The organism is Solilutibacter tolerans (assembly GCF_900155935.1).
Classification (GTDB): Bacteria; Pseudomonadota; Gammaproteobacteria; order Xanthomonadales; family Xanthomonadaceae; genus Solilutibacter; species Solilutibacter tolerans.
The window spans coordinates 32933-56989 of the sequence record NZ_FTLW01000004.1; the positions used below are offsets into that span (position 1 = coordinate 32933).

Annotated in this window: 23 protein-coding genes, 4 tRNA genes and 1 other RNA gene; 17 read left to right on the forward strand and 11 right to left on the reverse strand. The window is 62.7% G+C overall.

The window, feature by feature from the left end:
* Window positions 1-26 precede the first annotated feature (26 nt).
* The 5 genes from lon (at window position 27) to BW989_RS08525 (ending at window position 5357) form a co-directional block, all read left to right on the forward strand.
* Window positions 27-2477 (forward strand): endopeptidase La, encoded by a 2451-nt coding sequence (lon, locus tag BW989_RS08505; RefSeq protein ID WP_076587353.1) that lies wholly within the window; start codon window positions 27-29, stop codon window positions 2475-2477.
* 180 nt (window positions 2478-2657) lie between these two features.
* Window positions 2658-2930, forward strand: a complete 273-nt coding sequence (locus tag BW989_RS08510) for an HU family DNA-binding protein (protein ID WP_076587355.1) — start codon at window positions 2658-2660, stop codon at window positions 2928-2930.
* Window positions 2931-3022: 92 nt separating this feature from the next.
* Window positions 3023-3097 (forward strand) — tRNA-Val (locus BW989_RS08515).
* 87 nt (window positions 3098-3184) lie between these two features.
* Window positions 3185-3261, forward strand: a tRNA-Asp gene (locus tag BW989_RS08520).
* 125 nt (window positions 3262-3386) lie between these two features.
* Window positions 3387-5357 (forward strand): SurA N-terminal domain-containing protein, encoded by a 1971-nt coding sequence (locus BW989_RS08525; RefSeq protein ID WP_076587357.1) that lies wholly within the window; start codon window positions 3387-3389, stop codon window positions 5355-5357.
* A 76-nt stretch (window positions 5358-5433) separates the two neighbouring features.
* On the opposite strand, the gene BW989_RS08530 is transcribed toward BW989_RS08525, so the two are convergent.
* Genes BW989_RS08530 through gloB form a run of 3 tightly spaced genes read right to left on the reverse strand, consistent with a single transcriptional unit; the run spans window position 5434 to window position 8179 of the window.
* Window positions 5434-6225, reverse strand: a complete 792-nt coding sequence (locus BW989_RS08530) for an enoyl-ACP reductase FabI (protein WP_076587359.1) — start codon at window positions 6223-6225, stop codon at window positions 5434-5436.
* A 44-nt stretch (window positions 6226-6269) separates the two neighbouring features.
* Complete coding sequence (locus BW989_RS08535; RefSeq protein ID WP_076587360.1) at window positions 6270-7418, reverse strand: lytic transglycosylase domain-containing protein; 1149 nt, start codon at window positions 7416-7418, stop codon at window positions 6270-6272.
* Window positions 7415-8179 (reverse strand): hydroxyacylglutathione hydrolase, encoded by a 765-nt coding sequence (gene gloB, locus BW989_RS08540; RefSeq protein ID WP_207551641.1) that lies wholly within the window; start codon window positions 8177-8179, stop codon window positions 7415-7417. The genes BW989_RS08535 and gloB overlap by 4 nt, the downstream gene beginning before the upstream one ends.
* Before the next feature lie 42 nt (window positions 8180-8221).
* Between gloB and BW989_RS08545 the strand changes: the two genes are divergently transcribed.
* From BW989_RS08545 to dnaQ, 3 genes are read left to right on the forward strand one after another with little or no spacing between them, the layout of a single operon-like run.
* Entirely contained in the window at window positions 8222-8866 is a 645-nt protein-coding gene (locus BW989_RS08545; RefSeq protein ID WP_076587362.1) for a class I SAM-dependent methyltransferase, read from the forward strand.
* Complete coding sequence (gene rnhA / locus BW989_RS08550) at window positions 8863-9324, forward strand: ribonuclease HI (RefSeq protein ID WP_076587364.1); 462 nt, start codon at window positions 8863-8865, stop codon at window positions 9322-9324. The genes BW989_RS08545 and rnhA overlap by 4 nt, the downstream gene beginning before the upstream one ends.
* Complete coding sequence (dnaQ, locus tag BW989_RS08555) at window positions 9324-10055, forward strand: DNA polymerase III subunit epsilon (RefSeq protein WP_076587366.1); 732 nt, start codon at window positions 9324-9326, stop codon at window positions 10053-10055. Before rnhA ends, dnaQ begins: the two co-directional genes overlap by 1 nt.
* Before the next feature lie 15 nt (window positions 10056-10070).
* On the opposite strand, the gene BW989_RS08560 is transcribed toward dnaQ, so the two are convergent.
* On the reverse strand, window positions 10071-10775 hold the full coding sequence (locus tag BW989_RS08560; protein WP_076587368.1) for a PP2C family protein-serine/threonine phosphatase: 705 nt from the start codon (window positions 10773-10775) through the stop codon (window positions 10071-10073).
* Window positions 10776-11085: 310 nt separating this feature from the next.
* Window positions 11086-11176, reverse strand: a tRNA-Ser gene (locus BW989_RS08565).
* A gap of 85 nt (window positions 11177-11261) precedes the next feature.
* Here BW989_RS08565 and BW989_RS08570 point away from each other — a divergent pair.
* The gene (locus BW989_RS08570; RefSeq protein ID WP_076587370.1) at window positions 11262-11666 is read left to right on the forward strand and encodes a DUF6165 family protein; all 405 of its coding nucleotides are present in this window, start codon (window positions 11262-11264) and stop codon (window positions 11664-11666) included.
* On the opposite strand, the gene BW989_RS08575 is transcribed toward BW989_RS08570, so the two are convergent.
* Window positions 11645-12724, reverse strand: a complete 1080-nt coding sequence (locus BW989_RS08575; RefSeq protein WP_076587372.1) for a glycosyltransferase family 9 protein — start codon at window positions 12722-12724, stop codon at window positions 11645-11647. The genes BW989_RS08570 and BW989_RS08575 overlap by 22 nt on opposite strands.
* A 21-nt stretch (window positions 12725-12745) precedes the next feature.
* Here BW989_RS08575 and BW989_RS08580 point away from each other — a divergent pair, with 21 nt between their 5' ends.
* Both BW989_RS08580 and BW989_RS08585 read left to right on the forward strand, forming a co-directional pair.
* The gene (locus BW989_RS08580; protein ID WP_076587374.1) at window positions 12746-13507 is read left to right on the forward strand and encodes a 3-deoxy-D-manno-octulosonic acid kinase; all 762 of its coding nucleotides are present in this window, start codon (window positions 12746-12748) and stop codon (window positions 13505-13507) included.
* On the forward strand, window positions 13504-14265 hold the full coding sequence (locus BW989_RS08585) for an MBL fold metallo-hydrolase (RefSeq protein ID WP_076587376.1): 762 nt from the start codon (window positions 13504-13506) through the stop codon (window positions 14263-14265). Before BW989_RS08580 ends, BW989_RS08585 begins: the two co-directional genes overlap by 4 nt.
* A gap of 38 nt (window positions 14266-14303) precedes the next feature.
* Here BW989_RS08585 and ffs read toward each other — a convergent pair.
* An RNA gene (ffs, locus tag BW989_RS08590) (signal recognition particle sRNA small type) lies at window positions 14304-14400 on the reverse strand.
* Between the two features lie 43 nt (window positions 14401-14443).
* Window positions 14444-14536: transfer RNA gene (locus BW989_RS08595), tRNA-Ser, on the reverse strand.
* Window positions 14537-14656: 120 nt separating this feature from the next.
* Between BW989_RS08595 and dnaX the strand changes: the two genes are divergently transcribed.
* The 4 genes from dnaX to BW989_RS08615 are packed head-to-tail and all read left to right on the forward strand — an operon-like array spanning window position 14657 to window position 17702.
* Entirely contained in the window at window positions 14657-16345 is a 1689-nt protein-coding gene (gene dnaX / locus BW989_RS08600) for a DNA polymerase III subunit gamma/tau (protein ID WP_076587378.1), read from the forward strand.
* Between the two features lie 24 nt (window positions 16346-16369).
* Entirely contained in the window at window positions 16370-16696 is a 327-nt protein-coding gene (locus tag BW989_RS08605) for a YbaB/EbfC family nucleoid-associated protein (protein ID WP_076587379.1), read from the forward strand.
* 13 nt (window positions 16697-16709) lie between these two features.
* Complete coding sequence (gene recR, locus BW989_RS08610; RefSeq protein WP_076587381.1) at window positions 16710-17303, forward strand: recombination mediator RecR; 594 nt, start codon at window positions 16710-16712, stop codon at window positions 17301-17303.
* Between the two features lie 51 nt (window positions 17304-17354).
* Window positions 17355-17702: a histidine triad nucleotide-binding protein gene (locus BW989_RS08615; RefSeq protein ID WP_076587383.1), complete on the forward strand. Its 348-nt coding sequence runs from the start codon at window positions 17355-17357 to the stop codon at window positions 17700-17702.
* A gap of 15 nt (window positions 17703-17717) precedes the next feature.
* Here BW989_RS08615 and BW989_RS08620 read toward each other — a convergent pair whose 3' ends face one another.
* The 3 genes from BW989_RS08620 to BW989_RS08630 are packed head-to-tail and all read right to left on the reverse strand — an operon-like array spanning window position 17718 to window position 21534.
* Window positions 17718-19634 (reverse strand): transglutaminase TgpA family protein, encoded by a 1917-nt coding sequence (locus BW989_RS08620; RefSeq protein ID WP_076587384.1) that lies wholly within the window; start codon window positions 19632-19634, stop codon window positions 17718-17720.
* A 2-nt stretch (window positions 19635-19636) separates the two neighbouring features.
* A complete protein-coding gene (locus tag BW989_RS08625) occupies window positions 19637-20596 on the reverse strand; it encodes a DUF58 domain-containing protein (protein ID WP_076587386.1) in 960 nt (319 codons plus the stop codon).
* Complete coding sequence (locus BW989_RS08630; RefSeq protein ID WP_076587388.1) at window positions 20593-21534, reverse strand: AAA family ATPase; 942 nt, start codon at window positions 21532-21534, stop codon at window positions 20593-20595. Before BW989_RS08630 ends, BW989_RS08625 begins: the two co-directional genes overlap by 4 nt.
* A gap of 72 nt (window positions 21535-21606) precedes the next feature.
* Here BW989_RS08630 and BW989_RS08635 point away from each other — a divergent pair, with 72 nt between their 5' ends.
* On the forward strand, window positions 21607-23457 hold the full coding sequence (locus BW989_RS08635) for an ArnT family glycosyltransferase (protein ID WP_242651403.1): 1851 nt from the start codon (window positions 21607-21609) through the stop codon (window positions 23455-23457).
* Window positions 23458-23510: 53 nt separating this feature from the next.
* Window positions 23511-24026 (forward strand): YceD family protein, encoded by a 516-nt coding sequence (locus BW989_RS08640; RefSeq protein WP_076587389.1) that lies wholly within the window; start codon window positions 23511-23513, stop codon window positions 24024-24026.
* The last annotated feature ends 31 nt before the right edge of the window (window positions 24027-24057 follow it).

A 24057-nucleotide genomic window follows, 5' to 3' on the forward strand; every position in this document is an offset into this window, starting at 1 on the left:
GGAACTGCCGCCAACTGGAGTGAAACATGACCCAACAGGACACCCTCATCCCACGCGCCTTACTGCCGGTGCTGCCGCTGCGCGACGTGGTGGTGTTCCCGCACATGGTGATCCCGCTGTTCGTCGGCCGCGACAAGTCGATCAAGGCGCTGGAGATGGCGATGGAAGGCGACAAGCGCATCGTGCTGGTCGCGCAGAAATCGGCGGAGACTGATGACCCGGGCGCGGACGATATCTACGAAGTTGGCGCGCTCGCCAACGTGCTGCAATTGCTGAAGCTGCCTGACGGCACCATCAAGGTGCTGGTCGAAGGCGTGGGCCGTGCACGCGTATCGAATGTTGAGGAACGCGAAGGTGCGCTCTTGGCCGAAGTGGACGAGCTGCGCGAGACCACCATCCGCGATGGTCGCGAGCTGGATGCGATTGCGCGTTCCTTGCTTGGCCTGTTCGAGGAATACGTCAAGTCCAATCGCAAGCTGCCGCCGGAGCTCATCCAGACATTGTCCGGCATCGAGGAACCCGAGCGTTTCGCCGACACTGTCGCCGCGCACCTCGGCGTGCGTCTGGCCGACAAACAGAAGTTGCTGGAGACCTTAGATACCGGCGAGCGTCTGGAGATGCTGGTCGGCTTTGTCGATGGCGAGCTCGACGTGCAGCAGCTGGAGAAAAAGATCCGCGGCCGGGTGAAGTCGCAGATGGAGAAGAGCCAGCGCGAGTACTACCTCAATGAGCAGATGAAGGCGATCCAGAAGGAGCTGGGCGAGGGCGAGGACGGCAGCAACGAACTCGATGACATCGCGCGCAAGATCGCCGACGCGGGCATGCCCAAGGCGGTCGAGGCCAAGGCCAAGGCCGAATACAACAAGCTCAAGCAGATGTCACCGATGTCGGCTGAAGCGGGCGTCGTTCGCAACTACCTTGACTGGCTGCTGGGCGTGCCGTGGAAGAAGCGCAGCAAGGTGCGCAAGGACCTCAAGGCCGCGCAGGACGTGCTGGACGCCGACCATTTTGGCCTGGAGAAGGTGAAGGACCGCATCCTTGAATACCTCGCGGTGCAGTCGCGTGTGTCGAAGATGAAGGGCCCGATCCTGTGCCTGGTCGGCCCGCCGGGCGTCGGCAAGACGTCCTTGGGTCAATCCATCGCCAAGGCGACCAATCGCAAGTTCGTGCGCATGGCGCTCGGCGGCGTGCGTGACGAGGCCGAGATTCGTGGCCATCGCCGCACCTATGTCGGCTCGATGCCGGGCCGCATCGTGCAGAACCTCAACAAGGTCGGCACCAAGAACCCGCTGTTCGTGCTGGATGAAATCGACAAGATGGCGATGGATTTCCGCGGCGATCCGTCATCGGCATTGCTCGAAGTGCTCGATCCTGAGCAGAACCACAGCTTCAACGACCATTATCTGGAAGTGGATCTGGATTTGTCCGAGGTGATGTTCATCGCGACGTCCAACTCGATGAACATCCCGGGCCCGTTGCTGGACCGCATGGAAGTGATCCGCATCCCCGGCTACACCGAGGAAGAAAAGGTCAACATCGCGATGCGCTATCTCGTGCCGAAGCAGATCAAGGCGAACGGTCTGCGCGACGGTGAGCTGGAGATCCAGGAAAGCGCGATCCGCGACATCGTGCGTTACTACACGCGCGAATCCGGCGTGCGCAACCTGGAGCGTGAAGTCGCCAAGGTTGCGCGCAAGGTGGTGAAGGAAATCGCGTTGGCCGGCCCGCAGAAAAAGAAGTCGACGAAGACGATCAAGGTCAGCGACAAGAACCTTGAGAAGTATCTTGGTGTGCAGCGTTTCGATTTCGGTCGCGCCGAAGCCGACAACGAAATCGGTCTGGTCACGGGTCTCGCGTGGACGGAAGTCGGCGGCGATCTGCTGCAGATCGAATCGACGCTGGTGCCGGGCAAGGGCGCGCTGATCCTCACCGGTCAGCTGGGCGATGTGATGAAAGAATCCGCATCGGCGGCGTTGTCGGTCGTGCGTTCGCGCACCGAGCGCTTCGGCATCGACCTCGATTTCCTGTCGAAGTTCGACGTACACGTGCACGTGCCCGATGGCGCGACGCCGAAGGACGGCCCGAGTGCAGGCATCGCGATGACGACGGCCTTGGTGTCGATGTTGACCAAGATCCCCGTGCGCGCGGATGTGGCAATGACCGGTGAGATCACTCTGCGTGGACGCGTGTCGGCGATCGGCGGCTTGAAGGAGAAGCTATTGGCGGCGCTGCGAGGTGGTATCAAGACCGTCATCATTCCCGATGAGAACAAGAAAGATCTGGCGGATATTCCCGCGACCGTGACCCAGCACATGAAGATCGTGCCGGTGAAATGGATCGATGAAGTGCTGGATCTGGCACTGGAACGCCCGCTGACACCTGCGAATGTTGAGGTGCCTGAAACCGCAGCAGAGGCGGTGATTCCACCCAAGTCTGCGGATGACAAGCGCAAACGCAAGGGTGAAGTCAAGCACTAGATGACACGTTGCAACATCAAAAAAGCCATGTTTTAACGGGGTTTTTATTGCCCGAGCCGTGTGGCCACTGGTATAACGGCAAGGTTGCGCTTCACCGCAAGCGATCACATGCGACCGCATCGGCAGTCGCGATTTTGTAAATCCCGGCGGCATGTCGCCGCTCGACACTAGGAGTCACGAATGAACAAGACCGAATTGATTGATCATGTTGCCCAGGCCGCCGGCCTCACCAAGGCTGATGCTGGTCGCGCCGTCGATGCCGTGCTGGGTGGCGTCACTGGTGCCCTCAAGTCGGGCGACTCGGTCGCGCTGACCGGCTTCGGCACCTTCGAAGTGCGTTCGCGTGCGGCCCGCACCGGCCGCAACCCGAAGACGGGCGAAGCGCTGCAGATCGCTGCTTCGAAGGCTCCGGGCTTCAAGGCTGGCAAGGCGCTCAAGGATGCGGTGAACTAAGCATCGCCCAAGCGATATGAGAAACCCGGCCATGCGCCGGGTTTTTCTTTGCCCGCGTGATGTGCGGCTGCGTTATCATGCGCGTCCCTCGTGGGCGCTTAGCTCAGCGGTAGAGCGGCTCCTTTACACGGAGCGGGTCGGGGGTTCGATCCCCTCAGCGCCCACCATTTTCTTGCGAGGGACGGATGATGCGAATATTTCGTGTCTCCGGTGTTGCAAAGTGCCGGGAAGGTCATTAGACTTTCCTGCTTCGCGGAGCGGTAGTTCAGTTGGTTAGAATGCTGGCCTGTCACGCCGGAGGTCGCGGGTTCGAGTCCCGTCCGCTCCGCCATTGAATCATCAAAACCCTGCTCTCGAGCAGGGTTTTTTTGTACTCATCCACACGCAAACAGCCGTATCCGCTGGATGCGCGCTAAACTGCGTGGCTGAACATGCACGCGGCCGGAGCCGACAGAAATGCTGCAAGCACTACGCGACAAATCCAGTGGCTGGGTGGCCACTGTCATCCTTGGCCTGTTGATCGTGCCGTTCGCCTTGTTCGGCGTCAGTGACTACATGACCGGCAGCTCGGAGAATTTTGCTGCGCGCATCCAGTCGCCGCCGTCCTGGTGGAAGTCCGCACCGTCGTTCTGGCCGGTATCGGTGTTCTGGGACGATGAAGAAATCAGCGTGCAGGAATATCGCCAGCGCGTTGAGCTGGTGCGTCAGCAACAACGCGCGGAGCAGGGCGACGCCTTCGACAACAAGGCGTTCGAATCGGTCGACAACAAGCGCAAGATTCTTGAGTCGATGATCGACGAGCGTTTGATGCGTCTGGCCGCGGTCGATGCCAACATCCAAGTCGCGGATGCCAGCGTGCGTCGTGAGATCGAGAAGATCCCGGAATTTCAAGTCGATGGCCGCTTCAACCAGCAGAAGTACGTCTCCGTGCTTTCCAGCCTGAGCCCCCCGCGTACGCCCGTGCAGTTCGAACAAGACCTGCGCAACGATTTGCAGCGCAATGCACTGGTCGGTCGCGCTGCTTTGTCGGCGTTCACCTCCAAATCCGAAGGTGATCGGATGTTGGCGCTGTGGTTTGAGCAGCGTGATGTCAGCGTGGTACGCATTCCGATGGCGCCTGACTCCGCGCCGGTATCCGATGCCGATATCGCCGCATGGCACAAATCGCATGCCAGCGAATACCTCGCGCCGGAGACGGTGACACTGGAATACATCGATGTCGAAGCGGCCAAATTGCCGCCGGCTCCCGTCAATGAAGCAGACCTGCGCGCGCGCTATGCCGCCGAGCAGGAAAAATATGGCGAGGCCGAGCAGCGCAAGGTCGCACACATCCTGATCCCGGTTGATGCATCAGCGGATGCTGCTTCGCAAAAAGCCGCGCAGGACAAGGCAGCGGCGCTGGCCCAGCAAGCCAATGGCGGTGCCGATTTCGCGGCCCTCGCACGCACCAACTCGGGTGACCCTGGCTCGAAGGCGCAGGGCGGTGACCTGGGCTGGATCACGCGCGGCAGCGGCATGCCCAAGCCGTTCGAAGATGCTGTCTTCGCCTTGCAGGCGAATCAGGTGAGCGCACCGGTAAAGACCGATTTTGGCTGGCACGTGATCAAGCTGGGTGAGGTCAAGGCTGGCACGCGAAAGTCTTTCGAAGAAGTCCGCGATCAAATCGAAGCCGAAGCCATCGCCGGCGCAGGCGAGCGCGCCTACAACGACATGCTTTCGGCCTTGGTCGATGATTTGATGAAGAATCCTTCTGGCTTCGCGGAAGCGGCGGCCAAGCATGGCTTGACCGTGCAGAAGGTTGGACCGGTACCGAAGGGTGGTGGCGAAGGTATCGCGGCATCGCCGGAAGTGCAGCGCGAGGCGTTCTCCGAGGCGCGCATCCAAGACGGCACGGCCAGCGACCCGATTGACGTCGGCACCGATCACAGCGTCTTGCTGCGCGTCGTGGCGCATACCCCTGAACGCCCGATTCCGCTTGCCGAAGTGCGCGAGCGTGTGATCGCCGACATCCGCGCCGATCGTGCCAGCAAGGCAGCGTCCTCCGCTGCCAAAACGATGGTGGCGGCGACCGGCAAGGGCGAAGATCTGGCTGCATTGGCCGCAGCGCGCAGCCTGGCGGTCGAGCCCTTCAAGGGGGTGACCCGCAACGTGCCCGCACCGACACCGGAAGCCACCAAGGCGATCTTCGCCGTCCCGCGTCCACAGCAAGGCAAGGTGTCTGCCGGCTCCGTGGTGTTGCCGGATGGCAGCTGGATGGTGTTCCGCATCGATGCAGCGACCCCTGCCAATCCGGCCGAGGTGCCCGCAGCCCAGCTGGCCGGGATGCGCCAGCAGCTGTCTTCGGCAGCTGCCGAGCAGACGGCGAAGTCCTACATCGCCGAGCTGCGCAAATCGCGCAAGATCCGCGTCGTCGAGACCCAGCTTTAAACTGCAGCGCAGCGACATCGCACAACAAAAAGCCCGGCACATGCCGGGCTTTTTCATTCGCAGCGAGGATGCGTACTTAGTCGTTCAAGCCGGTCATACCAAGGATGTTGTAGCCCGAATCGACATAAGTCACTTCGCCGGTAACGGCGCTGGCGAGATCCGAGCACAGGAATGCGGCGACGTTGCCGACTTCCTCGATGGTCACCGTGCGGCGCATCGGGGCGTTCTCCTCGACATGGCCGAGGATCTTGCGGAAGCCGCCGATGCCGGCCGCGGCCAGCGTCTTGATCGGGCCGGCCGAGACCGCGTTCACGCGGATGCCTTCCGGGCCCAGGTTGTAGGCGAGGTAGCGCACGGTCGCCTCCAGGCTCGCCTTGGCCACGCCCATCACGTTGTAGCCCTGCAGCGCGCGTTCCGCGCCGAGGTAGGACAGGGTGAGGATGGCACCGTTGCGGCCGGCCATCATCGGGCGGGCGGCGGCGGAGAGCGCGGCCAGCGAATAGGCCGAGATGTCGTGCGCGATGGCGAAGTTCTCGCGGGTCAGGCCGTCGAGGAACTGGCCGGCAATTGCTTCACGCGGCGCATAGGCGATCGCGTGAACCAGGATGTCGAAGCCGTCACCCCAGGGGCCGCTGAGGGCTTCGAAGCACTCCATGATCTGCGCGTCTGAGGTCACATCCAGCGGGAGGACGATGTCGCTGCCGAACTCCGCCGCCGCGGCTTCCACGCGGGACTTCAGCTTTTCGTTCAGGTAGGTGAAGGCGAGTTCGGCGCCTTCGCGATGCATCGCTTCGGCGATGCCGCTGGCGATCGAACGTTCGCTGGCGATGCCGGTGATGAGAGCGCGCTTGCCTTGCAGGAAACCCATGCTGTGTTCCGTTCTATCTGGGGATGAGGCGTACAGTTTGCCCGTCAGTGGGCAGGCGCGTCGAGCTTCAGCACCATACCGGGGCGTAGTGCGCTGGCCTTGTCGAGGCTATTTCGACGCAGTAATTCGTTCACGCTAAGGCCGTGCCGCTTGGCGATGGCCCACCAGGAATCGCCCTTGGCAACGATGTAGCTGCCGTTGGTTGTGGGGGTGTCAGGTGCGCTGGCCTGCGTTTGAGGCGAAGAGAGCGGCTCGCTCGGGGCGGAGGTGACTGCGCTGGTGCCGGCCGCGCCGCGCATCGGGGCGAGCAGCTTCGGTGCCTGCTTGCCGTTCTTGATCGGCCCGCGTGCGAGGGCGGGGTTCAAACGCTTGAGTAAAGCTGGGTCCAGTTGGCGAGCGCGGGCCCAGTCATCTAGGCTGCCTGCGCCTTCTTCGACGACCTCAGCGGTCAGGATCGGTACGGGCCTGTCCAGTGATTCCATCCACTGCTTGCGGTCATCGGCTTGCTCGATGAGGCAGGAGATCGCGTGCAGCTTTTCGACATAAGCGCGGGTGAGTGCAGGCACGCCCTGGATCTTGTCTGCATCCGCCTTGCGCTGCGACATGCCGCTGCGTTTGATCGCGCCGATGACGCGATATTCGCCCGCGTTGTAGCCCATGATCGCCACGCGCCAATTGCCGCCAAACATGCTGTGCAGGATTTTGAAGTAACGTACCGCCGCTCGGGTGGATTCGACCACCGAATAGCGGCCGTCGTAGCCCGAGCGCATGGTGATGCCTTGGTTGCGCGCGGTGAGGCCGATGAACTGCCACATGCCTGCGGGTCCGGCGCTGCTGCGTGCAGACGGGTTGTAACGACTTTCGATCACCGGTACCAACGCGTATTCGGTCGGCAAGCCGGCCTTGATGAATTCATCGACTACGTAACCAAACAAAGCGAGCAGTTCGTCATCGTCTTTGGTCATGCGCTTGGGCATGGCGGCGTAATGCGCGCGCCAGCGTGCGCTGGCATTGCTGCATTCGGGCTCGGCCAGGTTCGCGCGGAAGCGTTTGTGGATGTCCAGGCCGCTGCGGGTGACGATGCTCGGGTTGTGTCCGGCCATTGTGGATTTGCCGGCATCGGCGGCAAAAGCGGGCAACGATGCGCAGGCCATCGCAAGACCCAGCGCAGCGATGGTGGAGGACAGCCTCATTCGCGAAATCCGTCCTTCCAGCCACGTAGCGCGGCGAATGTCGCATCGCGGTCGGTCAGGGCATGGCCCAGATGCGAGCTGAGCGTTGCCAGTAATTCGCCATCGTCCAGACGCAGAAAAGGGTTGCATGCGCGTTCATCCGATAAACGGGAAGGGAGCGTGGGCTTACCAGCTTCACGCTGCGCACGCGCCTCGCGGATGCGCGCTGCCAGAGCTGTGTTGCGTGGCATCAGGTGTTGAGCGAAGGCCGCATTGGATAGCGTGTATTCGTGCGCGCAGCAGACCTGTGTGTCATCGGATAAGGCAGCGAGGCGGTCCAGGGAGGCGCGCATTGTTGCCGCATCACCTTCGAACATGCGCCCGCAGCCCAGGCTGAAGAGTGCATCGCCGCAGAACAGCAGGCCATGACCGTGATAGGCGATGTGGCTTCGGGTGTGACCGTGCACTTCGATGACATTGAAACGGTACGCATCGACATCGACCACATCTCCGGCTGACACGCGCTGGGTGGCGAAGGGAATGCGCGGCTCATGTGGCGCGATGACCGGCGTGTTGGGCCAGCGCTCCAGGAGCGCCGCCACGCCGCCGATGTGGTCGTCGTGATGGTGGGTGAGCAGGATCGCGGTGAGCGAGGCCGCATTGCCAAAGCGTTCAAGGATGGGCGTTGCATCGCCCGGATCGACCAATAGCGGCCCATGCGTGCCCGGCAGCCACCAGAGGTAGTTGTCAGCGAAAGCGGGCAGGGGCGGAGGCGGCGATATCAAGGGCTGACGATACGGGTCCGGCACGTAGAATGGGCGACGATGCCTGCCCTAGTCACCGCCCGTCAACCTGATGCGCCGCCGGACTGGTTCGCCAGCGAACACGGCCTGGCTCTGGCCATGAGCGAGTTGCCCAGCCTGCACGCGGCTATTTCGGCCCGTCCTGGCTTGCCGTGGCTGGCTTTCAGCGCGTTGTCGCGTCCCAGTGCCATCGATCAGCCGCACGGGCTGTGGCTGCGTGCTGGTGGGCGTGGCTGGATAGGGGATGTGGCCTGTGGCGAGGCTCTGCCGCTGGCGAGTGAATCGATCGGCGGCATCATCGTCCAACATGTGGAAAGTGATGAGATCGAACCTTGGCTTGAAGAATGTGTGCGGGTGCTGGTGCCGGGCGGGCGGCTGTCGGTGTTCGAATTGAACCCACTATCGCCGTACCGTGGGCATTGGCAAGGCGAAGGGGTGTCCGGGCGTGAGCCGGTCACCTGGCGTCGTCGCCTCAAACGCGCAGGGCTGGCACCTGAGCCGGTCGCGCAGGGCCTGGGTCCGCGTTGGCGAAACCGCATCGATAGCGAGTTGCAGTTGGGGGCTGGTGCGCGCGCGGTCTATCTGTTGGCCGCGGAAAAGCGCCGTATGCCGATGACGATGAAGCGTGTGCCCGCGCTGGGCCCGGCGGTGGGCGACGCTCTATGACGGCGGCGAAGAAGGCCGTCGAGGCGCATACCGATGGCGCGTGTCTGGGCAATCCCGGTCCTGGTGGCTGGGGCGTGTTGCTGCGCTACGGCGCGCGCGAGCGCGAGCTCTCCGGCGGCGAGCCTGACACCACCAACAACCGGATGGAGTTGATGGCGGCGATCCAGGCGCTGGAAACGTTGACCGAAGCCTGCGACGTCACCCTCTATACCGATTCGAAATACGTGCAGCAGGGTATATCTCAGTGGCTGCCGAACTGGATCCGGCGCGGCTGGAAGACTGCGGGCGGCGCGCCGGTGAAAAACCAGGACCTGTGGGAGCGCCTCAACGCCGCGGCGAAGCGACATCACATTGATTGGCGCTGGGTGAAGGGCCATGCGGGCGATCCGGACAATGAGCGAGTCGATGGCTTGGCGCGCGACGCTGCCATCGCGATCAAGGAACAAGGGAAAGTTTGATGCGACAAATCGTGCTGGATACCGAAACCACGGGTCTTGAATGGCGCAAAGGCAATCGCGTGGTGGAAATCGGCTGCGTGGAGTTGATCGAGCGAAGGCCGACTGGAAATCACTTCCATCACTACCTCAACCCGGATCGCGAGTTCGAGCAGGGCGCGCAGGAAGTGACTGGGCTCACTACCGAGTTTCTTGCCGACAAGCCGCGTTTCGAAAACGTGGTCGATGAGTTTCTCGACTATATCGATGGCGCCGAATTAATCATTCATAACGCCAGCTTCGATATCGGGTTCCTAGACAATGAGCTGTCGCTGGTTGGGGCATCACGTGGGCGCATCAGCGATCGCGCCACGGTCACCGATACCTTGGAGATGGCGCGACATCGTTATCCTGGTCAGCGCAATTCGCTGGATGCGTTGTGCAGGCGATTGGGCGTGGATAACGCACATCGACAACTCCACGGCGCGCTACTCGATGCGCAGCTGCTCGCCGATGTTTACCTGGCGATGACCAGCGGCCAGAGCGAGATCGGTTTCGACGCGCTGACTGCGGAAGCCGACGCCAACCAAGCCGATGCCGCGGCAGAAGCATTGGCTGCGCAAGTCGCGGCGTCGGGCCCACGGCCGCGCGTGATAGTCAGCGGTGACGAGCGCACCGCGCATGAGGCGCGGCTGGATGCGATCGGCAAGAAGCTGGACGACAAACCCGTGCTGTGGCGGGTGCTGGCAAGCTGACGAATGGTTGCTGCCTTAGTGGCAGCGCAGTACCAATACCGTGATGTTGTCGCTGCCGCCGTTGTCGAGCGCGGCGGCGACCAGTGTGTCCGCGCTCTCCTGCGCGGTGAGGCCAGGGCGGGCGAGGATCTCAGCGATGGCCGCATCGTCCACTTCCTCGGTCAGGCCATCACTGCACAACAAAAGCTGCATGCCCGAGGTAAATGCGCCGGTCAGCTGCTCGATATCCATATGCGCGGGATCGGTCACCCCGAGCGCCTGCGTCACCACTTTGCGTTGCGGGTGCTTGCGCGCTTCCTCCACCCCCAGCGTGCCTTGCGCGATCAGCTCTTGCACATAGCTGTGATCGTGCGAGAGCTGCACCAAGCGCCCGGCGTGCCAGAGATAGGCGCGACTATCGCCGACCCAAGCTACTTCGAAACGCGGGCCTTGCACGCGCGCGGCAACCATCGTCGTGCCCATCGGCAGGGCGTCGCGGCGGCCACGTGGGCTGCGCAGGATGTCCTCGCCGGCGATGCGGATGGCCTGGGTCAGCGGGGTGCCGTCGCGGACTTCGCGCACCACGGACTCACGGGCGATCGCACTCGCCACCTCGCCATATTCATGCCCGCCCATACCGTCGGCGACCAGCCAGAGGCCAAGCCCGCCATCGCCGTGGTAGGTGTCCTCATTGAGCTGCCTGCGCAGTCCGGGATGGGTGATGTGGCCGAATTCGATCATGCGGATGTTGTGTGGGAGGGTCCACGCATCATCGGGGTGACGTTGAGATTCGGCAAGTTGGGGGTTGGGATGTTGGTTCGGATGATGAGAAAGCATGCGCGAGCACGTCGGCCGGATAGAGCTGGCAGCGCAACCGCAATTGGGGAGAAGGGGGGGGCGCATCCATGTGCCGCACCTTCGCTGCGCGAAGGCGGCCTAGGGCCGTCTTAATTCGTTCAGACGAATTTGCCGAACCCCTGTCGGTTGTTCTCATCCATCCCATCACCGAATAAACAAAAAGGCACCCGCGAGGGGTGCCTTTTTGCTTGTCTGGCGGAGAGGGGGGGATTCGAACCCCCGATACGCTATTAACGTATGCCTGATTTCGAGTCAGGTACATTCAACCACTCTGCCACCTCTCCGGCGTGCAGCGAGCCGCACATGATACGGGGCGGTCGCGGGCGCCACAAGAGCCGCTAAACTGGCGTTTTCCCGTGGAGCCTGTCGATGTCCGAGATTCTGGTGCCGGTGTCCTTCGGCGAGCTGCTGGACAAGATCGCCATCCTGCAGATCAAGTCCGAGCGCATGAGCGATGAAGCCAAGCTTGCCAACGTTCGCAACGAGCTGTCCGCGCTGGAGCGCACCTGGATGGCGCATCCGGCCGCCGGCCACAACATCGCCGAACTGCGCGCTGCGCTCAAGGCCGTTAACGAGCGCCTGTGGGTGATTGAAGACGACATCCGCATCAAGGAAAAGGCACAGGCCTTCGATGAAGAGTTCATCAAGCTTGCCCGCAGCGTCTACTTCGAGAATGACGAGCGCGCGCGGATCAAAAAGGACATCAACCTGGCGCTGGGCTCATCCTACGTCGAGGAAAAATCGTACGAGGATTACCGCGCACCCAAGGTCTGATCGGCCCGATAGCGCTCGAAGGCCGCAATGGCGTCATCGACCGTCACCAGGTCCATGACGTCGTCGAACTCGATCTTCGTGCCCCACTTGAGCTCGCCGGCCGGCTTGCCGAGGAATTTGCGCGCCGCATCGTCATAACGGTCCACGCAATAGCGCACATCCGAATACGGTCCGCTGCGCAGCGGATTGCTGGCGGCGTGCAGGCCCAACACCTTGGTACCCATTGCATTGGCGATATGCATGGGGCCGGAGTCCGGAGTCACCAGCAGGTCAGCACGTGACAGCAGCGCGGGCAGTTGCTTGAGCGTGTCCTTGCCGATGAGGTCTTGCGGCGCCAGCTCCATCTTCGCCATGATCGCATCGCCCAGCTCACGCTCCAGATCGCTGCGGCCGCCGCACAGCACCACCCGCCAGCCTTCCGCGGCGGCGTGGTTGGCGAGCTCCGCATAGCGCTCGGGCCGCCAGTTGCGGCGCACGTGGCTGGAGGCCGGTGAAATCATCAGCACCGGCCGACCATCGTCCGGCCATTGCGCGCGAGCCCAGTCGAAGGCCTCGGCAGGCACAGGCATGTCCCACACGACTTCCGCCTGCCTGAGCCCGAGTGGCTCGCAGAAGCTGCCGATGGCATCCAACACATGGATGCCAGGCTGATCCGGAATGCGCGTGTTGATGAAGAGACCGTGCAAGTCCTTGCTGCGCGATTTGTCGTAGCCCACGCGCAATTTGGCTGGGATGAAGGCTGACAGTAGATTTGCGCGCGCCGCGACCTGCATCTGCAACAAGACGTCGAAACGCTTGCGCTTGCCCAGTCGTGCTTTGAGTGCCTTGCGCAGCGCCCACATGCCTCCAAGGCCGCTTTTCTTGTCGTATTCGACGAAATGCACGCCGGGCAGGCCATCCAGCAGGCGATGCTCGCCCTTGCCGATCACCCAAGTGATCTCCACCTCGGGCCAGGCCGCGCGCAAGCTGCGGATCAGCGGTAGCACATGGGTCACATCACCAAGCGCTGACAGGCGCAGCAGGCAGACCGATTGCGGGGGGGCAGGGCTCGTATTCACGTGGATTGTTAGACTCGGGTCATGTCGATGCGCACACCCAATGAAAAGGTCGTGCCGTTCCGCGATGCGCGGAGCGAAGGGGCCATTGTGTTCGACCCGACCACGCGGCGGCAAACGCCGACGTCCGAATGGTTCGAGGCCGCGCATTGGGGCGATGCTGCAGAGCTTGTAGGCAGTGGTGGCCGAGGTGGGGCGTGGTTCATCAATGCGCCGGACATCGGCATGGTGTTGCGCCGTTATTTGCGCGGCGGACTGATCGCCAAGCTTAGCCGTGATCGTTATGTCTGGCGCGGCGAAAACAGCGTGCGCAGCTTCGCGGAATTCCGCCTGCTACAGGCTTTGCATGCGGACGGTTTGCCGGTTCCAAGGCCATTGGCCGCAGCGTATTGGCGTGATGGTCGACGTTACCGCGCCGCGATCCTGCTGACGCGCATCACCAACGTACACTCCTTCGGTCATCGCGTTTTGGCCGATGCAACATCCGCACCTTGGCAGGCGAGTGGAGCGTTGGTTGCCCGGTTCCATCGCGCGGGGCTGGACCATCCCGATCTCAACGCCCATAACCTGTTGTTTGATGATGCCGCGAATGGCTGGATGATCGACTTCGACAAGGCGCGCCTGCGCGATCCGTCGGAGAGAGGGTGGCGACGCGCCAACTTGGCACGGCTGCATCGCTCCCTGCACAAATTGGGCGGGCCTGCTTTGGCCTCGGCCATCGAGTCAGGGTTTGCTCAAGTACGCACTGCTTATGATGAAGGCATGACCGAGGACATGGAACGATGAGTTGGGCGCTGCGGCTCCTGGGCACGGGCGGGGCGATGGCCGTCGCCGAATTCGGCAGCGCCATGGCCTGTATAGAGCGCGATGGCAAGCCGTGGCTGGCGATTGATTGTGGCTCGGAAGGGCTGACGCGCTACGTCGAGTACTACGGCGAATATCCGTGGGCCGTGTACATCACCCATGCGCATCTGGATCACGTCAGCGGGTTCGAGCGATTATTCGTTGACACCATCTTTGACCCGGCGCGACGCGGCAAGGTGCGCATCTACTGTCCGACCGGCGTCCTGCCTTGGGTGCAACAGCGCGTTGCCGAGTATCCCAATGCCCTGGCTGAGGGCGGCACCAATTTCTGGGATGCGTTCCAGCTGATCATCGTCGGCGATCACTTCTGGCATGACGATGTGCGCATAGAGGCCTTCCCGGTGCGTCATCACTGGCCGGACACGGCGCATGGCCTGCGCCTGCGTGGCAGCATGGTGTGGACCGGCGATACACGCCCAATCCCCGAGATGCTGGCCAAATTCGCCGATGCAAATGAACTCATCGCTCACGATTGTGCGCTGGTAGGTAACCCCTCGCACAGCGGTATCGAGGACCTGGAGCGTGAATATCCGGCTGACCTGTTGGCGCGCTGCCACCTCTACCACTATGGCTCGGAGCATGAAATCGAGGCCCTGCGCGCACGTGGGATGCAGGTGCTGATGCCGGGCGAGGTGATCGATTTGGTGGCGCCTTTGCCTGAAGTGTTCAAGCCGGCCTGAGCTGCGCACAGCAAACCCGCAGGCCCGAAAAGGTGGCGGCCCTGCCAACGATCCCCGGCACCCGCATCGCACAATACCGTTGCTGCCTTCCGGCCCTGGCGGAGTTTTCGCGCTAGCGTCGCGGGGGGCCGACAGGGCCACCATAGACGTGCACCACGCGGCGCATGATGCAGAAAACTGGCGGAGAGAGGGGGATTCGAACCCCCGAAGCGCGGTTTAGACGCTTACACACTTTCCAGGCGTGCTCCTTCAACCACTCGGACACCTCTCCGTGTCACGGCGGCCGTTTCCGGCACGACGCGAGCCGAGCATTCTAAGGCGGCGCAGGCCACAAGGCAAAAGGTCCGTTCCCGGGCCCGGGGCGGGTGGCCGGGCATGGCAGAATGACGGCATGAGCTACCTCGTTCTTGCCCGCAAGTGGCGCCCCAAGAAATTCGCCGAACTGGTGGGCCAGGAGCACGTGGTCCGGGCGCTGACCAATGCGTTGGATACCGGCCGCGTCCACCATGCCTTCCTGTTTACCGGCACCCGCGGCGTCGGCAAGACCACCATCGCACGCATCTTCGCCAAATCGCTCAATTGCGAGCAGGGCACATCGGCCGAGCCCTGCGGCGAATGCCGCACATGCCTGGATATTGATGCGGGGCGTTTCATCGACCTGCTCGAAATCGACGCCGCCTCCAACACCGGCGTGGACGATGTGCGCGAAGTCATCGACAACGCGCAGTACATGCCCAGCCGCGGCCGGGTTAAGGTTTACCTGATCGACGAAGTCCACATGCTGTCCAAGAACGCGTTCAACGCGCTTTTGAAGACGCTGGAAGAGCCGCCGGGACACGTGAAGTTTCTGCTGGCGACGACCGATCCGCAAAAATTGCCCGTGACGGTACTTTCGCGCTGCCTGCAGTTCAATCTCAAGCGATTGGATATTGCGCAGATCGACGGACAGATGCGCAAGATCCTGGGTGCCGAAGGCATACCGTTTGAAGACGGCGCGATTCGCCAGCTCACTCGCGCCGCCGATGGCAGCCTGCGCGATGGGCTTTCCCTCTTGGATCAAGCCATCGCTTATGGCGGAGGTGGGTTGGGCGATGCCGCGGTCGCCGCCATGCTCGGCACCGTCGATCGCGCACGCGTAGCCGCGTTGCTGGCCGCCTTGGCCGAGGCCAATGGCGACAAGTTGATGGGCGAGGTTGCTTCGCTCGCCGAATTGTCGCCCGACTGGGGCCATGTACTCGAGGCCATCGCCGATGCGCTGCACCGCGTCCAACTGCGCCAACTGGTGCCGGCGATGCAGTTGCAAGACGATGATGGCGGTATCGATGTTGGATCGCTCGCCGAACGCGTGCGCCCCGAAGTCGTGCAGCTCTGGTACCAGATGGCGGTGAATGGCGGGCGTGACCTGTCAATTGCGCCATCGCCGCGCGTGGGTTTCGAGATGAGTTTGCTGCGGATGCTGGCGTTCCGTCCGATGGGCGAGGGCGCGGGTGCCGGGCAAGTGACATCGAATGCCACGCCAATGCCGCGTGCCGCCAAACCGCAGGTCGATGGACGCGCTGCCGCACAGGCCGCGATTGCTGAAGCCGTGGCGAAACCCGAGCCTGCGCCGGTACCGCAGCGCGAACGCATCACCAAGCCTGAGCCTGCGATGCGCGAAGAGCCGCCTGCGGCACCGGTCGCCAAGGTGATGTCGCTGGACGCCGATGGCTGGCTGGACCTCATCGCCGGCACGCCGTTGAAAGGCCCGACCAAGGAGTTGGCCTCGCATGTTGGCTTCGTCGCTTACGACAACGGCGTGCTCAGTCTCTCGCTCTCGGCGGACGATGACTTCCTCAAGACGCCGATGGCGGTCAAGCAATTGTCGGAGTCGCTGACGGCGGCCTTCGGTGCCGCGCCGCAAATTCGCTTCGAGACCACCAAGGCGAACGTGGGCGATACCCTGCGTCAGCGCAACGAGCGTGAACGCGACGCCCGCCACGGCGCAGCCGAAGACGCCTTCCTGAATGATCCCGACGTGCAGCGATTGATGCAGCAGGGTGCCAAATTGGTGCCTGATTCCATCCGTCCGCTGGACGACTGACCCACACGACATAGGAGTTACCCCATGCGAGGCAACATCGCCCAGCTCATGCAGCAAGCGCAGAAAATGCAGGAAAACATGCAGCGCGCGCAGGAAGAATTGGCCAACCTGGAAGTCATCGGCAACGCCGGTGGCGGGATGGTGACGGTGACGCTCAGCGGCAAGATGGAATGCCGCAAGGTGCGTATCGACCCCAGCGTTTTCGAAGACGCTGAAATGGCCGAAGACCTGATCGCCGCCGCGTTCAACGATGCCGTGAACAAGGCGAATGCCGCCACCCAGGAAAAGATGGGGGCCGCGACCGCTGGCATGCCGATGCCGCCGGGGATGAAACTGCCGGGGATTTTCTGAGTAGGCATCGTCCGTGAGCTCGCTGCTGGAACAATTGATCGAAGCGCTGCGCGTGTTGCCCGGGGTCGGGCAGAAGTCCGCGCAGCGCATGGCGTACCACCTCTTGGAGCGTGAGCGTGGTGGCGGTGAAAGGCTCGCTGAAATCATGAAGGAGGCGATGGCAATGATTGGCCATTGCGCACGTTGTCGCGACTTCAGTGAAACAGATGTTTGCCCCACCTGCGCCAATTCGTCACGCGATCACGCCGAGCTTTGTGTGGTGGAAAACCCGGCTGATCGCCTCGCCATCGAACAAGCGACTGGTTATCGAGGCCTGTATTTCGTGCTGCAAGGACGTTTGAGTCCGCTCGATGGCATCGGTCCTGCAGAGTTGGGGCTCGACCAACTGGTCACGCGCCTGGGTGAAGGCGAAGTACGTGAATTGATCATCGCGACCAATCCCACGGTCGAGGGTGAAGCGACTGCGCATTACCTTGCACAGCTCGCCCGCCAGGCGAATGTACGACCGAGCCGCCTCGCGCATGGCGTTCCGCTGGGCGGCGAGTTGGAGTACGTGGATCGCGGCACCTTGTCGCACGCATTTGGCAGCCGCAGCGAGATGGCTTGAGCCGGCGGTAACATCCAAGACATCCTTCCCATCGTGATGCAGGAGCCGCCAATGAGCACCATTTTCCACAAGATTCGTGATCGAGAAATCCCGGCAGAGATCGTCTATGAGGACGATCACCTCTTCGGTTTCAGGGACATTGCGCCACAAGCGCCGGTACATGTCTTGTTCGTGCCCAAGCAGGACTTCGCGACCTTGAACGATGTGCCGCAAGACCAGCCGGAGATCATTGGACGTCTCGCGCTGGCTGCAGCGAAGTACGCGAAAGCCCAAGGTTTCGACAACGATGGCTATCGCATCGTCATGAACTGCAATGGCGATGGCGGGCAGACCGTATTCCAGATCCACCTGCATTTGCTGGCCGGTGCGCCGCTCGGTCGGTTTGGTACGCCCGCCTGAGTCTTCGTGCTTTGGTCAGCGTCGGGGGCGGAATCGATTGATGTCGCGGATGAGGGTGGATGTTGCTTCGGCATCAGCGTAGCGATGGTCGCTGAAGCGCTGGCCGATGCCGCGCAAACCTTCGGCATCCTGTGGGCGCGCCTGCGCCACACGCGCGACCCAGTCCGATGAAGCCTCACTGGGCTCGCGTGTCAGATCGAAGCGACGATAACGCTGCGAGAGGCGATGCCACGCACGCAACAGTGGGTCGCGTTCGCGTTCGCCACGACGCAACCACCACAGCATCCAGCCGAGTGCGACGAGCGAAACCACCGCGAAAATGAGTGCCAACGTGGTCGCCTCGATTCGTTTCACGCCCATCCATTGCAACATCCGTGACTGCCGGTCGGCATTGAAGCCGAGTACGAAATCGTTCCAGCCGCGGCGCAACCAGTCGGCGGTGTTCCACAAGTTTGACAGCCCATCGAAGCTGCCGATCCGTCCCGGCATGCGATCCGCGATAGTGTCGTAGATGCGTTCGGGTGCGACAGCTGCGGTCGGGTCGACGCGCACCCAGCCGCGGCCAGCCAGCCATACCTCGGCCCATGCGTGCGCATCGGAGTTGCGAACGATCCAGTAATCGCCGACGGGGTTGCGATAGCCGCCCGCGTAACCCGTGACTACACGGGCAGGTACGCCCGCGGCGCGCATCAGAAACACGAAGGCGGAACTGAAATGTTCGCAATAGCCGGTCTTGGTTTCGAACAGGAATTCATCGACGGTGTCGCGGCCCAACGCAGGTGCAGCGAGTGAGTAGGCGAGGTCGGCATTTACCATCTGCATCGCGCGTTGCACGATAGTGGTCGTATCGCCGCCGGTTTCCGTGCGCCAGCGCTGCGCCAGGTGCTGAGCACGCGGGTTGACGCTGCGAGGAAAGGCCAGTGCACGACGACGTGTGTGCTCATCGAGCACGGCATCGAACTGCCGAGGCGGTGCGGAAACGATCTGCCAGCGACTGACCGCCTGTAATCGTTGCATCGACAAAACATGGCCATCGCGGGTCAGCACACTTCCCGCAGGTGCAGCCATGGGCAGGTCGAGTGCGGTGATGTAGCGACGTTCGCTGGGTTCGATTTCCAGCTGGTAATTCCAGCGTGCGTTGCCGGCTGTGATGGCAGGCCGGTTCACCAGGGCTGGCGCGCCAGGCGAGGACCATTCGCGACCATCGAAATCCCACAAGACCGGGCCGCGCCAATACATCTGTGATGGCGCGGGCGCTGGACCTTCGAAGCGTACGCGCAAGGCCGGGCTGTCATCGTTCATCAGGTCAAGCCAGTCGCCCGGCGACATCGAATCGGACAGTCCAACCTTGGCGTTTGCGCGATCGGGTACGCCCCACAGAGGGCTTGGGATACGTGGGAACAGCCAGAAGGCTGCCAGCGTCAGAGGCAGTCCCAAGCCGATCAAGGCGCCGATGCTGCGCAGGCTGCTGGAGGCGGGCACCGGCTGGATCTGGGATTCGACATCGGCCAACCTTTGCAAAGTCAGTAGGCCGACGACCAGGGCGATCAGGCCAAGCACCAACGACAACGGCCCTTGGTCGAGGAGGAAAGTGGCGAAGGGCGCGAACAGCGCGAACCCGACCAGGCTGCGTGCATCGCGAAGGCTACGGGTCTCTGAGGGTTTGATTGCCAACATCGCCGCCAGCAAGGCGCAGCCCGTGTCTCGCCCCAGTTGGAAGTCAAAGGCGGCGAGTACCGCAAACACCGTGGTGATGGCGATGAGCAGTTTCAGCCAGCCTGGCAGCCTGCGGCGCCAGCTGGCAAACGACATCAGTGCAGCCGTGGCGGCGATGGCCAGCGCCAGTTGGCCGGGCAGTTGCAGTAGCAGCGGCGCGAGCGCGATGGCGAGAGTGAGCAATAGCGCGCGACGGGTGGCGAGGTCGAATTCCATGCTCAGAATCCGTGTGCTTCAGGCATCAGGGCCAGCGCGCGCAAACATTCGTGCCGATGCGCCGTGCCACTGGCCGGGCCTATTGGCGGTTGTAGCGGAAGCCGCAGCTGCCAGCGTCGGCCCTCGCGTTCGGCCAGGTCCACCCAGTGTGCAAGGCGGCGGATGCGATCTTCGTGTGGCAGGTCGACACTGAACCAATCCAGTGCGACATCGTCACCATGCGGCTGCTCCCAAGTCCGCGCCATCAGCTGGTCGCGACGCGCGCTGGCTTTCCAGGCGATGCTGCGGATCGGATCGCCCGGCTGGTAATTCCGTAATAGGTGCAGGTCGTCGCCAGCAAAGTGAGGACGCCGCTGGTCGCCGTCATGTTGCACATCGGGCAGGGCCGGGCCCTGGGTCTCGAGCGCGGGATACACCAGCCAGGGATCGGCCGGGCGCAATATTGACCAGGCGCGAGCGAGGCCCAGTGGCCGAGTGGTGGCGATCTCAATCCGCCCCGGCTCCATCCAGCCGCGCTTGTGGGTGGGAATCTCGAGTTCGGCGATGCCGCGTTGCTGCGCGTCCAATGCAAGTCCGCCTTCCACCTCATGCGCATGTACGCGAATTCCGCTGCGTGGGCGCGTGTCTGCCGCGCTGAAGGCGACCCGAAGCGGCATCGACATGCCAGCGGAGACGGTTTCCGCGGCCAGTGTGTCGGCCTGTAGCCCGGACAGCTGCAAATGCGCAGCGACCAGACTCGCCAGGCCCGCGCCGGCCAACAACAAGCACAGCAGCAGTGCCGGGTTGTTGTTGTAGTTGAGCGCGCCCACGCCCATCGTCATGACCAGCAACAAATAGAACAGGCCGAAACGGGTGGGTAATACGTACACCCGACGACGGTCGATGTGGATAGGCAGCGTTTCGGTGGCGCGCGGGCGGGTCCAGCGCGACAACGCATCGCTGAGGCGCCGTACGGTTTTCAATCGACCGGGACCGCCAGCAATACGGATTTGGCCAGTTGCGAGCCATCGCCAGCATCGCCATCTCCCACCAAGCGGTGCGCTGCCAGCGGCACGAACAGGGTTTGCACGTCCTCGGGCAAGACATGGCTCCGCCCAAGCAATAGCGCATGCGCACGTGCTGCACGCAACAGCGCAAGGCCAGCGCGGGGCGACAGGCCAGTGCGCACACCGGGATGTTGCCGGCTGCGCGCAAGCAGCGCTTGCACGTAAGCGACGAGTGCTTCGCTGACATGAACCGCGCCGACCGACTGTTGCAAGGCCAGCACTTCGGCTTCGGTCAGCATCGGGCTTGCCTGTGCGATCAGGGCCCGCCGATCTTCGCCGACCAACAGCATGCGTTCGGCTTCGGCCGAGGGGTAGCCCATCGATAAGCGCAGGAGGAAGCGATCCAGTTGCGAATCCGGCAGCGGATATGTACCCGAGAGATCCACCGGATTTTGCGTGGCGATCACAAAGAACGGGGCAGGCAACGCACGCGTCGTGCCATCGACTGTGACCTGGTGCTCGGCCATCGCTTCAAGCAATGCGCTTTGGGTGCGAGGTGGTGCACGATTGATTTCGTCAGCCAACAAGATGTTGCTGAAAACCGGCCCGGGATGGAATTCGAAGCCGCGATTGCCCGCGTCATAGACCGAGACACCCACGACATCCGCCGGCAACAGGTCCGAGGTGAACTGCACGCGCTGGAAGCCAAGCCCCAAGGTCGCGGCGAGCGCATGCGCGAGCGTGGTCTTGCCCAGGCCCGGCAGGTCTTCGATCAGAACATGGCCACCTGCGAGCAGTGCCACGAAGGCCAGGCGCACTTCGTGCTGCTTGCCGAGCACGAGCGAATTGACCTGTGCCTGTGCCGCGCGCAGATGATCTTTCAGCCTTTCAGTCGGCCTGTCATCGGTTGTCATGTCCAACTCGGGTAACCTTCCACATTGAAAAGATTGTTGATGGTCATGAGTCTACCGTTACCCAATGAGCACGTGTCCGTCTGGCGCCGCTACTTCCTGATCGCCTGGAGTGGGTTGCTGCTGGCCAAGCTGCTGGTGGCATGGCGCTTACCCTTGTTCGTCGACGAGGCGTTCTACTGGCAGGAAGGGCAGCATCTGGCGCTGGCTTATTCGGATCTGCCGGGGTTGACCGCATGGTTGACGCGCCTGGGCGTGGAAATCGGTGGTCCGCATGTGCTTGCGCTGCGTTTTCCGTTCATCGCCATGGCCGCCTTGTTGCCGTGGCTGGTCGCGAAAATATCGGCGCGGTGGTTTGGTGAAGCGGCAGGTTGGCAGGCAGGGTTGCTCACCGTATTGATGCCCCTGTCGGGCACCTTGGGCCTGCTTGCACTGCCGGACGTGCCGATGGCGCTTGCCACCGCACTGTGCCTGGATGCCGGCGCACGTTTGCTGGACAAGGTCAACGCGGGGCGCGCGCTGGAACTCGCGCTCGGGCTTTCGATTGGTGCGCTTAGCCACTATCGCTTCATCGGCGTGATTGTCATCGGGTTCATCGCGCTCCTGCTGATCAAGGAAGGCCGCCGTGTATTGCGGGATCCGCGTGTCCTGATCGCGCTCGCCATCGGTGCGGTGGCCTGGCTGCCACTCTTGGCTTGGAATCTGGACAACGGCGATGCCGGCCTGCGCTTCCAGATGGTTGATCGCCACCCATGGGCGTTCCATGCAGATGGTATTTCGTTCGTGCTGGTGCAGGCTTTGTTGGTCACGCCGCTGCTGTTCATCGCCTTGGTGCAAACCTTCATCTTGTCCGCGCGCGATCGCAGTGAAGGCGCTTCGCAGTGGCGCTACTTCGGTTTGCTGGGCGGCCTGTCGACGCTCGGATTCTTCGTGTTGGGCTTCTTCGCCGACAACGAGAGGGTCAGCTTCCACTGGACCATTCCAGGCTATCTCGCGCTGTTGGCAGCGGTGCCGGTGGTGTTGGGCAAATGGGGTGCGGGTTGGCGCAAGGCGATGTGGGCGATGTTGGCGGTGGGCTTGATCGCGGTGGTCGGCTGGTATGCCATGGTCTCGGTTCCGTCCTTGCGTGAGCGGTTGGCTGCCGAGAAGTGGTACCCAGCCAATTTCGCCGGTTGGGACAAAGTGGCGGATGCGGTGCGCGAAGAACTGGCCGCGATGCCCGAGGGCACAGTGCTGCTGGCAGACAATTTCAAGCTGGGCGCCGAGTTGGGATTCGAGCTGCAGGATCCTGACATCCGCGTGCTGGATCATCCGCTCAACCACAAGCATGGTCGCGCACCCCAGTTGCGCCTGTGGGGCCTGGAAGGCGAGGGGGTATTGCCCAGGTCCGGTCAGCCGGCATTGCTGGTAATCGGCACCGATGAAGTGCGATATCGCGACCTCCTCGCTCACTATCATGCGCTCTGCGACAAGGTCGGGCCTATCCAGCCTTCGCGCATCGTCAATGTGGATCATGGCGCGCAACGCTTCGTCGTCGCCCGTTTCCCGCAGGGGATCGAGCCAACTAATGGCAAGGCGTGCAGCACGCCCTCCATGGCCTACATCGACCACCCTGTCGTAGGGCAGACCCTGCCCAAGCGCTTCAGCGTGCGCGGGTGGGCCTTCCGCGATGGCGTAGGTTTGGCATCGGTGGAGATCCTGATCGACGGCAAGCCCGTTGCCCAGGCTCGCTATGGCATCGCCCAGCCGGAAGTCGCGGCTTACTGGAAGATCAGTAATGATCCGCAGCAAACCAAGGTCGGATTCGAGGCCGATATCGATGCCAGCGGCCTGGCGCCCGGGCTGCATTGGCTGGGCCTGCGCCTGGTCGGGCGGGATGGGGTGGTCGCGGACTGGTCCGAGCAGCCGATCCGGATCAAAGAATGAGGCTAGCGTGGTCGTTTGACAGGAAGCGGCCAAATCCTTAACATTTTCCGGCTATGTCCGCTGATTCGTCCCCTGCTGTCGATGCATGGCGCATGGTGTCGGCCCGGCGGGTGCTCGAAGGTGAGCTGCCGCTGGCCGAATTGCCGCGTCTGAGCAGCCTGTTGAACGATGCCGAAGGCAGCGCGCGTTACCGGATCGAATTCGGGCGCGACGCGCTGGAAGTGCCGTTTGCCAAGCTCTCGATCGAAGCGGGTTTGCCGTTGGTATGCCAGCGCAGCCTGCAAGGATTCATCGAACCAGTGCTCATCGAGCAAACCTTGGGTCTGATCCGCGACGAAGCTGGTGAAGCCGCGTTGCCTGAAGGTTACGAGGCGCTGCTGGTGCCGGAAGACGGCCGCGTCGTGCCGGCTGAGCTGGTTGAGGACGAGCTGATTTTGGCCGTGCCGGTGATACCGGTTGCGCCGGGTTCGGAAGCGGTCGAGCGCGATTGGCCGGTGCGTGAAGAGGAAGCGGCGGCGACCAACCCGTTTGCTGCGCTTTCAGCGCTGAAGTCCGACAACAAGAATTGAAGTTCCACGCTACATCACAGTTTCATTGGAG

Excerpts from the sequence above, each read along its gene's own strand:
- BW989_RS08615 (WP_076587383.1), top strand. The coding sequence starts at position 17,355 with ATGAGCACCATTTTCCACAAGATTCGTGATCGAGAAATCCCGGCAGAG.
- rnhA (WP_076587364.1), top strand. The coding sequence starts at position 8,863 with ATGACGGCGGCGAAGAAGGCCGTCGAGGCGCATACCGATGGCGCGTGT.
- BW989_RS08560 (WP_076587368.1), bottom strand. The coding sequence starts at position 10,775 with ATGATCGAATTCGGCCACATCACCCATCCCGGACTGCGCAGGCAGCTC.
- BW989_RS08620 (WP_076587384.1), bottom strand. The coding sequence starts at position 19,634 with ATGGAATTCGACCTCGCCACCCGTCGCGCGCTATTGCTCACTCTCGCC.
- BW989_RS08580 (WP_076587374.1), top strand. The coding sequence starts at position 12,746 with ATGTCGATGCGCACACCCAATGAAAAGGTCGTGCCGTTCCGCGATGCG.
- BW989_RS08525 (WP_076587357.1), top strand. The coding sequence starts at position 3,387 with ATGCTGCAAGCACTACGCGACAAATCCAGTGGCTGGGTGGCCACTGTC.
- dnaQ (WP_076587366.1), top strand. The coding sequence starts at position 9,324 with ATGCGACAAATCGTGCTGGATACCGAAACCACGGGTCTTGAATGGCGC.
- BW989_RS08640 (WP_076587389.1), top strand. The coding sequence starts at position 23,511 with ATGTCCGCTGATTCGTCCCCTGCTGTCGATGCATGGCGCATGGTGTCG.
- BW989_RS08605 (WP_076587379.1), top strand. The coding sequence starts at position 16,370 with ATGCGAGGCAACATCGCCCAGCTCATGCAGCAAGCGCAGAAAATGCAG.
- BW989_RS08630 (WP_076587388.1), bottom strand. The coding sequence starts at position 21,534 with ATGACAACCGATGACAGGCCGACTGAAAGGCTGAAAGATCATCTGCGC.
- BW989_RS08535 (WP_076587360.1), bottom strand. The coding sequence starts at position 7,418 with ATGAGGCTGTCCTCCACCATCGCTGCGCTGGGTCTTGCGATGGCCTGC.
- BW989_RS08530 (WP_076587359.1), bottom strand. The coding sequence starts at position 6,225 with ATGGGTTTCCTGCAAGGCAAGCGCGCTCTCATCACCGGCATCGCCAGC.
- BW989_RS08585 (WP_076587376.1), top strand. The coding sequence starts at position 13,504 with ATGAGTTGGGCGCTGCGGCTCCTGGGCACGGGCGGGGCGATGGCCGTC.
- dnaX (WP_076587378.1), top strand. The coding sequence starts at position 14,657 with ATGAGCTACCTCGTTCTTGCCCGCAAGTGGCGCCCCAAGAAATTCGCC.
- BW989_RS08545 (WP_076587362.1), top strand. The coding sequence starts at position 8,222 with ATGCCTGCCCTAGTCACCGCCCGTCAACCTGATGCGCCGCCGGACTGG.
- lon (WP_076587353.1), top strand. The coding sequence starts at position 27 with ATGACCCAACAGGACACCCTCATCCCACGCGCCTTACTGCCGGTGCTG.
- BW989_RS08510 (WP_076587355.1), top strand. The coding sequence starts at position 2,658 with ATGAACAAGACCGAATTGATTGATCATGTTGCCCAGGCCGCCGGCCTC.
- BW989_RS08570 (WP_076587370.1), top strand. The coding sequence starts at position 11,262 with ATGTCCGAGATTCTGGTGCCGGTGTCCTTCGGCGAGCTGCTGGACAAG.